This window comes from Bartonella sp. AP150HLJHH, from assembly GCF_042196385.1.
GTDB lineage: Bacteria > Pseudomonadota > Alphaproteobacteria > Rhizobiales > Rhizobiaceae > Bartonella.
The window spans coordinates 30,801-43,757 of sequence record NZ_JBHIQC010000009.1; the positions used below are offsets into that span (position 1 = coordinate 30,801).

A 12,957-nucleotide genomic window follows, 5' to 3' on the forward strand; every position below is an offset into this window, starting at 1 on the left:
ATAAACATAATATATTTATATTATTTTAAATAGGTTATTTTAAAAAGTAATTAAATAATATATTATTTTGTAAAAAAATATTTTCTATTTTTTAATTATTAATAAGATCATTTTTCAATTTTTCTTAACAAGGATAAGAGAAAAATGAAGTTTTACATCCTCTTTTACAATAAATAAAAATGATACTTTAATCTTGTGTTACTCTTTAAGCTTAGAGCTATACAGATGTTATTTCTTATCATTAATAAAACTAATGTGATTGATGGCGTAGAGATTACAAAGGGCTAAATTTTTTTCATGTAATTCATATCTTTTACAAGACTTTAAAAATAACACAGAAAAAATGAGAGAGGAAGGAATAGTGAACAAGAGTGATAAGCTTTTTCATTTTCTAGTGTTATGATTACTTTTGTATTTTACGGTTCATTCATTGTATATATGATCAATTCCAAAATTTTTATTTTAAGCTTATAGTGAATCTATATTTTTTTCTGTTATTGAAGTGTTGTAGTGATTGAGATTAAAATATCACAATAGTGAACACTCTGATTTAATAGAGAAGATTGTTTGCTAGCAAATAATCTATCCATATCAACGTTATTTAAATTTTTTTCAAAATATATATCTACGCTAATTTTCGTGATTGATATCTTTTCTAAGATGAAAAGGGGCATGAGCTGATTTGAATATCGATAAATTTTTCGTATCAACTCAAAAAATATACGATCATATAATTTTATGGCTATTCTAGATTATCATTTTGATAAACTGAAGAAGTATAACGATTAGCATTACAAAGGTTTGTGCAAAAATGCTTTTATTGGACATTATTAAATTTTTTATGATTTATATTTTAATCATTTTATCTTGGTTAGAAAGAAGGTGGACTCATTTTTATTTCTCTATTTTATCTTAAAATCGTGGAATTATATTAATGTTAGAAAGTTATAATTGTGGAAGACAATGAACTTTATTAAAATTATTCCATGTTCTGGTAGAAACGCATGGCTGTGAAAACGTTGAAATGTGTAATAGCTTATGGTATTAGATTTAGCGCATTCACCAAAGTTATCCCTTATCTTATCTAATTTAGCTTTTTCAATCAAAGAGTTAAGCTGGTTCTTACGCTAATTGTAGCTGGGGCAAATATTTTTTCTCAATCTATACTAAAGAAAAATATTTATTTTAATATATTATACAAAAAAATAAAAACATTGCATGTAACTAAAAAAACAACATATTGATATTTTTTATATTATAAAATCATAATAATAGTTATGACAATAAAGCTAAATTTATAATAAAAACAATAAAATAACTTTTTTTAATATATTTTTATCTTTAAATTACTCAATGTAAATTACAAATAAAATAATTGACAATCCTTAAATAAACATGTAACGGATATATTGTAGGTGTAATATAATATAAAAATAACAATTAAAATAAAATTATTAATTGAATTTTGTATTATATTTTTATTATAAGAAGATAAATATACTTTATATATAGATAACGGAATGTTTTCTATTTAGAGGGGGCGGTAAAGAAAATTTATTTTACTAAATATTGTAATTAGGTGGTTATGATGAAAATATTCAAGTATTGTATAGTATGTTTTGTTGCAGTAGCGATTTTCTTTTCACAGATTTTAAGAGCCAATGCTGATTCTTTAAATGGTAGATTTCAAAATGCTGGTTTTATTTCTGTAATGACACAGGAAAATAGAGTTATTAAAGCTGTTGATATGGTTATTAGCCAGTTTGGAGGACAAGGGGGTGAGAAAAATGTCCAAAAAGTCGCGGGTTTAATGGGGATGGAGACAGCGATTTTTGCTTTAATCGCATATTTTGTATATTTCTTTACTAGAAAGCCGCCGAGTCCTAACAGAGAGACAGGTGGAAGAACATTCGATGCTTTTGCTCATAGTTCATGGGCTTTGAATTAAAAGATATTATCCTTGATAAACTTTGAATTATTCTGTTATTGAATGTTTATATTAAATAAACCGTGTTATTTAATCACGGTTTATTTATTTTTTACTCTTAATGACATTGATAAGTTTATCTTTTTATATCATCAAGATATTGTTTTGTGGATGCCAGTATATGGCGCATTAAATTCAGCTAATCAGTTGCTTTTTAAATTTACTTAAATTTTTTCCTCTTCAAAATACGCGTTTGAGCTAAGTTTGTGGTTGATATTTTTTTATGATGAAAACGCGAATGCATTAATTGAGATATCCATAAACTTTGTATATCAACTCAAAAAATACAAGGTCACACAATCTTACGACTATTTGTGGGTTTTATGTTGATGAACTGAATAAGTATAGCGATGCGTCTTACAAATATTTGCAAAAATGCTTTTATTGGAATCTTTTAATCTCTTTGTGGTTTACAATTCATTTTATCATTTTATCTTAAGCAAAGAGAATGTGGATTCATTTCTATTTCTCTATTTTATCTGAGAAGGGTGGAGTTATACGAATGTCAAAAAAAGTCATGATCGTGGAAGATAATGAGCTTAATATGAAGTTGTTTCGCGATCTTGTAGAAGCGAGTGGTTATGAAACCGTTGAAACGCGTAATGGTCTTATGGCATTAGATTTGGCGCGTTCATCAATGCCATCTCTTATCCTTGTGGATATCCAGTTGCCAGAGGTCTCTGGAATAGATGTTATTAAACAATTAAAAGAAGATGAAGAACTTCGATCAATCCCCGTTGTTGCTGTAACAGCTTTTGCTATGAAAGGCGATGAGGAGCGAATTCGTGCCAGTGGGTGTGAAGAATATATGTCAAAGCCTATTTCTGTCCCTCATTTTATCACAATGGTAAAGCATTTCTTGGACTAAAGCTTGTTAAGTAATGATAGCAAAAATATTGAAAAGCTTATAAGATTGCTAAAGTCGTCGCGTAAATATTTTTGTGCTTTAGCACGTCGATATATTACAAGTTAGTAAAACAGATTTAAAAAATTGAAACTGAAGTTTTGAATTTTTTCGGTCTATTTTTTTTGCCTTTTATCTTAAGAGAAGAGGTTGTTTTGCATTCTTGTTTTTTCTAATCGGTATAGATTTGTTCCTACATTCATCTAAAAGTCTGTTTTAGCAGTTTAAAAAAGCCCCGTTTTTGTCCGAGGCTTTATGCATTGCAAAAATTGAAATTAACGCTTTGAGAATTGGAAAGAACGACGTGCTTTTGCTTTACCGTATTTTTTACGTTCAACAACACGACTATCACGGGTAAGAAACCCACCTTTTTTCAAGATTGAGCGAAGTTCTGGTTCGTAATAGGTTAAAGCTTTGGAAATGCCATGGCGTACTGCGCCGGCTTGTCCAGAAAGACCACCGCCTGCAACGGTTGCAATAATATCAAATTGGGTATCCCTATTTGTTGCAACAATTGGTTGACGAAGAATCATTCTAAGAACAGGACGAGCAAAATATTTGTCAAATTCCTTATTGTTGATCGTGATTTTTCCAGAACCTGGTTTAATCCATACACGCGCAACAGCGTCTTTACGCTTTCCTGTTGCGTAAGCACGTCCTTGTGAATCAAGCTTCTGCATGTGAACAGGAACAACATTTTCATGTGTTTCTGTAATACTTGTTACTATGCTAAGCTCAGAAAGAGAATTAATTTCAGCCATAATCAAGCAATCCTTTTGTTTTTGCGGTTTAAAGCACCAACGTCAAGAGATTCAGGCTGTTGTGCTTCATGTGGATGTTGGCTTCCAGCGTAAACACGTAGATTCTTCAATTGACGGCGACCAAGGGGCCCTCGAGGAATCATACGCTCTACCGCTTTTTCAATAACGCGTTCGGGAAAACGCCCCTCAAGAAGTTGACGTGCTGTACGTTGTTTGATTCCACCAATATAGCCGGTATGCCAATAATATTTTTTATCCGTATATTTTTTGCCAGTGAGAGCTATTTTATCTGCATTAATGACAATAACGTTGTCACCATCATCAACATGTGGAGTAAATGTAGCTTTATGTTTGCCACGTAAGCGGTTAGCAACAAATGTGGCAAGACGACCTAAAACAAGGTTTTCTGCGTCAATAATAACCCATTTTTTCACCACTTCAGTTGGCTTTTGTGAAAAAGTTGCCATAGAAGTATCCTTTATTCGAACCCTTTTAATATAAGGGAATTTTTACTGTTTTGCGTTGAAAATTGTTACCATAGCGAAATATTTAACGCATACTACTTACTCTGATATAATGTCTTTTGATTGACGTCAAGAGAAAATAAAAACTTTATAAAACAATATGTTACAAGAAAGGTATTATAATACCCCATTAAAAGAAGTTTGTAGACCATTTAAACTTAAAATGAATGTTGCAAAAGACTATTTTATCTTTAACGCATGATTGTATTTTATCGTTCTTCATTATAAAATAAGAAATAATGCAGTGGTCTCGTTATTTTCTCAATGTTGAATCTTCTGCTTGTGGTCAAGCTTGGTTAGATGCCCTTGATGTTCAAGGGATAAATAACGCGCGCGCTATTTCTCAAAAATTTGGCTTTCCAGATCAGTTAGCTCGAGTACTTTCAGCAAGAGATGTGGATGAAGCTGAGGCTGTTGCTTTTATTAATCCAACATTACGTACGCTTATGCCTGATCCAGAAAGTTTTAGGGATATGCAATGCGCTGCAGAGCGCATTGTTAAGGCTCTTCTCAATCAAGAACAGGTTGCTGTGTTTGGTGATTATGATGTTGATGGTGCTTGTTCATCGGCACTCATAGCACGTTTTTTTCGTTATTTTGGTATTGAAGTCAAAATTTATATTCCTGATCGTATTGTTGAAGGTTATGGTCCGAATGAACAAGCAATGAGGATGCTTGTGCAAGAAGGCGCTCGGTTAATCATCACTGTTGATTGTGGTGCAAACAGTCCTGATGCCGTAAAAGCAGCGAGGCTTGCTGGTGCTGATGTTGTGATTTTAGATCATCATCAAATGTCAGAGATTCATCAAGAAGCTGTTGCTCTTGTCAATCCTAATCGTCCTGATGATTTTTCTAAACAGGGGCATTTATGTGCAGCTGGCGTTGTTTTTGTTACGTTAGCTTGGGTTCATCATTTGCTGCGGAAAAAACAATTCCAAGGACCGCTGCCTGATCTTTTAAGTATGCTTGATCTTGTTGCATTGGCAACCATATGTGATGTCGTTCCATTACAGGGGGTTAACCGTGCTTTTGTGTTAAAAGGGCTTCAAGTTGCTCGTTCTATGCATAATCTAGGAATAACAGCTTTAACAAAGGTTGCACGAATAGGGGAGCCGCTTAATAGTTTTCATTTAGGCTTTTTATTAGGTCCTAGAATTAATGCAGGAGGGCGCATTGGTGATCAAGCTTTGGGAGCACGTTTGCTTAGCTGTGAGAATAAAGATGAAGCGGACAGAATAGCAGAACAATTAGATCGGCTTAATCAAGAACGCCAAGAAATGGAGAACATTCAATTAGCACAAGCGGAATCTTATATTACTTCTCTTTATCAAGATCAAGAAATACCATTGTCGCTTGTAATTTCTCATAAAGAATGGCATCCGGGAATTATTGGTATTCTTGCTTCCCGTCTCAAAGAGCGTTTTTTTTGTCCTGTTTTTGCTATTGCTTTGAAAGAAGATGGAAATGGCGTAGGGTCGGGACGCTCAATTAATGGTATAGATTTAGGAGCACTCGTTCGTGAAGCTGTTATATTAAATTTATTAGAAAAAGGAGGGGGACATAGTATGGCAGCAGGAATTACAATTCAATCAACAAAAATTGAAATTTTTCGAAAATGGCTAGAAGAAAAAGTTTCTTTAATGGTTTCACAGTTGCGTGCAAAAAAATCTCTTAGTATAGATGGTTCTCTTTCTGCTTCTGGTGTTAATGAAGCGCTGTTTGAATTGCTTGAAAAAGCAGGGCCATTTGGGGCAGGGAATGCAACACCTGTTTTTGTTCTTCCCTCTCATCGACTGGTGAATCTATCTGAAGTTGGTAAAGGACATCTTCGCCTCATTGTATCTAATGTTGAAGGAAAAAAACTACAAGGAATAGCTTTTCGTGCTGTAGGGACATCGCTAGGTGATTTTCTTTTTGAAAATATTGGTGAAATGATTCATTTAGCTGGTCATCTTAGTTTGAATTATTGGAATGGAACGATCAATCCGCAACTGCGCGTGATTGACGCAGCTGCAGTGGTTTGAAAGGGATATTTTTTATATTAGATGTCTAGATTAGAAGCAAAAGTAGAGTTTTCTTGTATGAAACGAAATCGTGCTTCTGGTTTTGTTCCCATGAGACTTTCTACAGTCTTTTTTGTTTCTTGCATTTCCACGGCATCAATAGAAACACGAAGCAATGTACGTTTTTGAGGATGCATAGTCGTTTCTTTAAGTTGTTCTGCGCGCATTTCACCCAGCCCTTTAAAACGCCCGATTTCGATTTTAGCTTTTCCAGTAAATTCAGTTTTGAGCAATTCATCCTTATGAATGTCGTCACGAGCATAAGCAACTTTTCCTCCTTGCGATATTCTATAAAGGGGAGGGACGGCAAGATATAAATGTCCCTGATGAATAAGGTCAGGCATTTCTTGAAAGAAGAAGGTAATGAGCAGTGACGCAATATGAGCACCATCAACATCAGCATCTGTCATGATGATAATACGTTCATATCTGAGATCTTTTTCACGATACTTGGAGCGTGTTCCACATCCAAGAGCAAGGATAAGATCGCTAATTGTTTGGCTTGAGTTCATTTTTTCATGTGCAGCACTGGCGACATTTAAGATTTTACCACGAAGAGGTAAAATTGCTTGGTTTGCTCTATTTCTTGCTTGTTTAGCAGATCCTCCTGCAGAATCCCCTTCAACAATGAATAGTTCAGCACCCAAAGCATGGTTCTGGCTACAATCTGCAAGTTTACCGGGCAGACGTAATTTACGGACAGCAGTTTTTCGACTTATTTCTCTATCTTGGCGTCGTCTAACACGTTCTTCAGCACGTTCGATAACCCAATCGAGAAGTTTTGTTGCTTCTTGTGGGGAATTTGCTAACCAATGATCAAAAGGATCGCGGATTGCATTCTCAACGATACGCTGTGCTTCAATGGTTGCTAATCGATCTTTTGTTTGTCCAACAAATTCAGGGTTACTGATAAAGACTGAAAGTATTGCGGCTGTTGAAATCATAATATCGTCAGACGTAATAATCGTTGCGCGCTTGTTTCCTATTAACTCAGCGTAGGATTTCAATCCACGCAAAAGAGCTTGACGTAATCCTATTTCATGTGTTCCGCCTTCTCCTGTAGGAATCGTATTGCAGTAAGATTGCACACAAGAATCACCACCATGCCAAGCGATAGCCCACTCAACGGAGCCATGGCCATTATTGTGTTGTGTTTTGCCAGAAAAAATTTCTGACGTTACTCGATATTCATCTTTTAGTGACGAAAGTAAATAGTCTTTAAGCCCATCGGGAAAATGAAAAACAGCTTTTTCAGGAATATTTTTTGCGCCTTCAAGTATGACGGGATCACAAGACCAGCGAATTTTTACGCCACCAAAAAGATAGGCTTTGGAGCATGTCATCTTATAGATTTTTTCTGGATCAAAAGTTGCTTTTTCACCAAAAATTTCATGATCAGGATGAAAACGAACGCGCGTACCACGACGATTATAAACATCTCCCAGATCTTCCAATCCAGATTGAGGAATACCGCGTGAGAAACGTTGGCGGTACAGTTTTCGTTCTCGTGCAACTTCAACTTCCATATCATCAGAAAGAGCATTGACGACAGAAATTCCTACTCCATGAAGTCCACCAGCAGTTTGATAAGCTTTTCCATCAAATTTTCCGCCTGAGTGGAGTTGTGTCATAATAACTTCAAGAGTAGATTTCTCGGGCATTTGAGGATGATTTTCGACAGGAATACCGCGTCCATTATCTGTAACGGTTATATAACCGTTCCTATCTAATGAGACCTCAATAGAATCTGCGTAACCCGCAACAGCTTCATCCATCGCGTTATCAATAATTTCGGCAAATAAATGATGAAGCGCTTTACTGTCTGTTCCACCAATATACATTCCAGGGCGTAAACGTACGGGCTCTAACCCCTCAAGAACTCGAATAGAGAGAGCATTATAGTCATCTTCTTGCGTATCTTTTGCACTTTTTCTTGAAATCATCGCGTTTGATTTCATTGGAGACTGCAGAGTGTTTTCTTTTGTATTTACCCGAGATTGGGCTTTATTTAAAACACTAAAAAGATCCTTTTTGTTATCGCTCATAGCGTTTAACTATCCACCTCATAAAATATTTCATTAAAATAAATTTTATGCCTGTTTTTTATTTAAAAATCAATGCACTTAGGAAACATCGATTGTTGGACCAAAAATTTTTTCAAAAGCGTGTTTGAGAGCAATATCAATATCATGCATTGCTACAGAGTACCCTAGATCAAGAAAGCTTGTTACACCGTGGTTTGTAATTCCACAAGGAACAATTCCTGAATAATGGGCTAAATTAGGATTAACATTGATAGAAACTCCATGAAAACTTATCCATTTGCGCACTCGAATGCCAATAGCTGCAATTTTATTTTCAGAAGAAAGATCATTTTGTTTTGATGGGCAATGAGGCTGTTTAATCCAGACACCAACGCGATCTTCTCGTCGTTCGCCTTTAATATTAAAATTTGCAAGCATCTGTATGATCCATTCTTCTAATGCACTAATGAAAGCACGAATGTCTTGTTTTCGGCGTTTAAGATCAAGCATGATATAAGCAATACGCTGTCCTGGACCGTGATATGTAAATTCACCTCCACGTCCTGCTTCATAAACAGGGAATAAATTAGGTGCCAAAAGATCTTTTTTATTTGCACTCGTTCCCGCTGTATAAAGGGAAGGGTGTTCAAGAAGCCAAACTTGTTCATGCGCGGTTTTTGCAAGAATTTTTTCTACACGTTCTTGCATATAACGCAGAGCTTCAGGATACTCAATCAGATGATCGCTTATTTTCCATTCGACGGGTGGATTTTCTAGAATTGCATTAAAATGATGTGATAAGTGATTACGATCTGTATGTTTCAATTCACATGTCATGGGTAATATTTATCTTGATGTTTGAGTTTATTTTGTAATCAATAAAAGTGGTTACAGAGTAAGGTATAGAATTGTTGAATAAAAGAGAATACGTTCATAAATTTTATCTTAAGAAGATTTGCTACGCTTAAAAATCCACGTTCCTTTTACCATCTTCCTGTTGCACCACCACCACCAGATGATCCACCACCACCCCTAAATCCCCCTCCACCTCGAGGACCACCGAACCTTCCACCAAGATATCTGCCACCGGCACTTAAGTTAAGAAACCAAGGTGTGAAGATGATCCCCAGCCAGAGATACTTTTGTGGACCCACTTTTTTACCAAAAATCATTGCAAGAATAGGAAGACCAAACATTATAGAAAAGGCTAAAAACATAATTGCATTGATTACTATTTCTTCTTTTTCAGCTTGTTTACGTTGTTCTTCAACGATTTTAGCTTTTTCTGTGATGCGAAAAGTAAAATCAGAATCACTTTCTGTAATAACTTTGATAATTGCATCAACTGCTTCAGCAATTCCTTTTTGATAATTTCCTTCGCGAAAATTAGGAATCATGAAGCTATTAATAATGACAGAAGAAATGGCATCTGTTAGCTCTCCTTCCAAACCATATCCAACTTCGATACGTGCTGTGCGTTCATTCGGTGCAATGACCAGTAATACACCATTATTGATCTTCTTTTGGCCTAATCCCCATGTACGAAAAAGAGAATTGCTGTACGTTTCTATATCGTTGCCCGAAAGAGTAGGGAGTGTTACAAGAACAATTTGATCTCCCGTTTTCTCTTCGAGTGCTGCCAGTTTTTTTGTTAAGTCTTCCTTGGTTGCATTATCGAGCAAATGAGCCACATCATTAACATAACCTGTTAAATGAGGAAATTTTATTTGCGAACAAGCGATACTTCCCAATGCAGCAACTAAATACAGAGAGCAGATAAAAGCCCATAATTTTGGAAATACAATACGTTGCAAAGAGTATCGAAATGATTTCATTAATTAAAATTAACCTTTGGTGTTTGTTGGCTATCTGTATCGATGGTAAAAGTTGGCATGGGTTTAGCATCGCGAAACCATAACTTTGCCCAAATCATCGTCGGCATTGTTTTGAGTGCAGTATTGTAGGCACGTACTGTTTCAATATAATCGCGGCGCGCAACGGAAATACGGTTTTCTGTTCCTTCTAATTGTGATTGAAGAGCAAGAAAGTTTTGGTTTGCTTTAAGATCCGGATAGTTTTCAACAACAGCCATAAGTCGCGAAAGTGCACTTGATAAATTTGCTTGATTTTTGAGATATTGCTGCATAATTTCTGGATTATTCAACATATCTGCATTAATGTTGACTTGTGTTGCTTTAGCACGTGCTTCAATTACATTTGTGAAAACACTTTGTTCATGAGCTGCGTAAGCTTTAACTGTTTCTACAAGATTGGGGATGAGATCTATACGACGTTGATATTGATTGAGCACTTCACTCCATGCTGCATGTGCTTTTTCTTCATTTGTTGGTATCGTATTAAATCCGCACCCACTTAAAAATGGCACTAACCATACCAAAAAAATAATAATTGAAAATCGTTTTAATATTCTAAACATTGAAGAAGTTTGTACATTTAACATAAAGATGTCTCCACAGATATTTTATGTATTATATAGAGTTTTTTTTCTTGGTGGAAAGTATTTTGAAATTTATAAACAGGCGTATTTATCAATAAATTGATATCTCTCTGCGTTTTAGGTACGCTTAAGTGACTTGTTGATATTAAAATAATAATAGTAATATAGATGTCATCTTATAAAAGATCAATAATATTAATATTATTTATTATTACAGAAAATTATATTATTTTCGTAGGAGTTTTGGGTTTCAAAATGTGCAGATAATAACTGGAAAAGAGAAAAATGTAAGGATCAATTTTATAGAAAAATAGAAGGTAAGGGCAGTTCCTATTTTCTTCCTTTAGAAGTTATGCTTAACGTATTGGATAAAAAGACTTTTTAATTATGTATATCAGCAACTGTAAGGAGAGACAAAGTCCTATGATAGAAAGTGTTCAGCGGCAAAGTGAAAAGTTTGATGGATTGGCTAATGATTATGATCGTTATCGTCCTCGCTATCCCCTTACTTTATTTAAAACCATGCTCTTTCCTTTTAAGAACAAAAAGAATTTGTCCATCGTGGATATAGGCGCTGGGACAGGCATCGCATTAGAGGGGATTGTTAAATTTTTAGGCAACGAGCACCAATATCATGCTATTGATGTATCGGAAGATATGATTAAGCAGGGACGAAGAAAATTTCCGAACGTGCGGTGGTATCAGGGCCGAGCCGAAGATCTATTGCCTCAAATAGGCAAGGTAGATCTTATCGTTGCAGCGCAGGCATTTCAATGGATGGATCGCCCTAAATTGCTTTGCGTTATTTCAGATCAACTTCGGGTCAATGGTGTCATGGCGGTTATTCAAAATAATCGTGATTTCAAGCATAGCGAATTTCTAGAGGCTTATGAGACATTGTTAGAGAAGATGAGTCCAAATTATTCCCGTTATTATCGTAATTTTGATTTTTTACAGGAAATGAGTGATGGCTTTGGGGTAGATCCAGAAAAGATTTCTTTTCATACGCACAATTGGACGATGATGATCCCATCTGAAGCTTTTATTGGAATGAGCCGCTCTTCAACGCAAGTGCAACGCGCTATTGCTTGCTATGGGGAAGAATATTTGCGGCAATTGGTCGCATTGATAAAGAAATATGAAGTGCAAGGCAATTTGGAGCTTTTGTATCAAAGTGAGCTCTATATGTATGCAGGATAATCCGATATCGATGATTGCTTTTGCTCTTTTAACACATCAGAGTGGGCGGTATTCAGAAAATTAACGCCTTATTAAGTCAGACTTTGAGAGAGAAAGGTTTTTTCTTCTTCAGCATTCACATTGACATCTTATTACCGCTGATTTTCATTGTTCATTTAATATGAGAGAGTTTAAATAGAAAACTTATGCTCTGCATTATAGCATCGAAGCGCTTTTTTTACTGCAGTTTAACAACAGATTATTTTATAAAATGGAAAGAGGTAGATTGAATAGAAATGTTTGATAATTCTTTGTTTTTATGATTGCTTTTTATTATTAAATGAGAGTGTTTTTAATAAATTTTGACAAAAATAACTGAAAAAGTACAAAAAATTATCATAATCAGAAATTTGTAGTAAAAAAGGTAATGGCTTGGAAGAACCTTAAAAAAACAACTCATTTTGAAATTATCTCTAAATTTAGATTCAGTATAACAAAAAAGTAAAATATAAATATGCTATATGAAGCATTTCTCTGTTTAAAAGATATAATATAAAACAATATATTAATTATTTTTTTTGATATAAGAAAACTTCTTTTATTTTCTATTTTAAATAACGGGTTAGGCCGATTCTTATGTGGTTTTATTGAAGATGTGTTTTTCAAGATTTAATCTGGCGCTTTAAATACAATTTTAGAAGTGGCAAATAAGCTCAATTTCTTCTCTGTTGTGATGTGTTGAATAAGTTTTTTTAATTTTCTATAGAGTTTAATTTTTGCAATCATGATAGATTGTGACAGCTATCTATTTAAGATTTTTATAAGTTTAGTAGGAATAGCTTGATGATAAATCCATTGAGTTCTCCATCTTTACGCTTCATAAAAGAATAAGCCTGCACCATCACACACTTTGTCATTTCCCAATGTTGTGACAGCTCTTGACACGGCTCATAAGAGGAGTAGTCCTTTTTTGTACAGTTTATCCATACGCCAATTTCGCTTATGACGTGCAAGCGAATGGTTTTGATTGATTCAACATACACAGATTTGGAATGAG

Annotated in this window: 10 protein-coding genes; 4 read left to right on the forward strand and 6 right to left on the reverse strand. The window is 34.7% G+C overall.

The window, feature by feature from the left end:
- Positions 1 to 1,588: 1,588 nt before the first annotated feature.
- The gene (locus ACFING_RS05350; RefSeq protein ID WP_375630137.1) at positions 1,589 to 1,948 is read left to right on the forward strand and encodes a hypothetical protein; all 360 of its coding nucleotides are present in this window, start codon (positions 1,589 to 1,591) and stop codon (positions 1,946 to 1,948) included.
- 541 nt (positions 1,949 to 2,489) lie between these two features.
- Positions 2,490 to 2,855 carry a response regulator gene (locus ACFING_RS05355; RefSeq protein ID WP_273724078.1) on the forward strand — a complete coding sequence of 122 codons (366 nt, stop codon included), beginning with the start codon at positions 2,490 to 2,492 and terminating at the stop codon, positions 2,853 to 2,855.
- A gap of 311 nt (positions 2,856 to 3,166) precedes the next feature.
- Here ACFING_RS05355 and rpsI read toward each other — a convergent pair whose 3' ends face one another.
- Together rpsI and rplM are read right to left on the reverse strand one after the other, a co-directional pair.
- Positions 3,167 to 3,652, reverse strand: coding sequence for a 30S ribosomal protein S9 (rpsI, locus tag ACFING_RS05360; protein WP_375630114.1), 486 nt, complete (start codon positions 3,650 to 3,652; stop codon positions 3,167 to 3,169).
- Positions 3,653 to 3,654: 2 nt separating this feature from the next.
- On the reverse strand, positions 3,655 to 4,119 hold the full coding sequence (rplM, locus tag ACFING_RS05365; RefSeq protein ID WP_015856544.1) for a 50S ribosomal protein L13: 465 nt from the start codon (positions 4,117 to 4,119) through the stop codon (positions 3,655 to 3,657).
- 296 nt (positions 4,120 to 4,415) lie between these two features.
- On the opposite strand from rplM, the gene recJ reads away from it, so the two are divergent.
- On the forward strand, positions 4,416 to 6,200 hold the full coding sequence (gene recJ / locus ACFING_RS05370; protein WP_375630115.1) for a single-stranded-DNA-specific exonuclease RecJ: 1,785 nt from the start codon (positions 4,416 to 4,418) through the stop codon (positions 6,198 to 6,200).
- A gap of 17 nt (positions 6,201 to 6,217) precedes the next feature.
- Here recJ and parE read toward each other — a convergent pair whose 3' ends face one another.
- From parE to ACFING_RS05390, 4 genes are all read right to left on the reverse strand, one after another.
- Positions 6,218 to 8,284, reverse strand: a complete 2,067-nt coding sequence (gene parE / locus ACFING_RS05375) for a DNA topoisomerase IV subunit B (RefSeq protein WP_375630116.1) — start codon at positions 8,282 to 8,284, stop codon at positions 6,218 to 6,220.
- Positions 8,285 to 8,362: 78 nt separating this feature from the next.
- Positions 8,363 to 9,100, reverse strand: a complete 738-nt coding sequence (gene lipB, locus ACFING_RS05380) for a lipoyl(octanoyl) transferase LipB (protein WP_375630117.1) — start codon at positions 9,098 to 9,100, stop codon at positions 8,363 to 8,365.
- Between the two features lie 146 nt (positions 9,101 to 9,246).
- Positions 9,247 to 10,098, reverse strand: coding sequence for a TPM domain-containing protein (locus tag ACFING_RS05385; RefSeq protein WP_375630118.1), 852 nt, complete (start codon positions 10,096 to 10,098; stop codon positions 9,247 to 9,249).
- Complete coding sequence (locus tag ACFING_RS05390) at positions 10,098 to 10,724, reverse strand: LemA family protein (RefSeq protein ID WP_375630119.1); 627 nt, start codon at positions 10,722 to 10,724, stop codon at positions 10,098 to 10,100. Before ACFING_RS05390 ends, ACFING_RS05385 begins: the two co-directional genes overlap by 1 nt.
- 420 nt (positions 10,725 to 11,144) lie before the next feature.
- Between ACFING_RS05390 and ACFING_RS05395 the strand changes: the two genes are divergently transcribed.
- On the forward strand, positions 11,145 to 11,921 hold the full coding sequence (locus ACFING_RS05395) for a class I SAM-dependent methyltransferase (RefSeq protein WP_375621419.1): 777 nt from the start codon (positions 11,145 to 11,147) through the stop codon (positions 11,919 to 11,921).
- Positions 11,922 to 12,957: the final 1,036 nt, after the last annotated feature.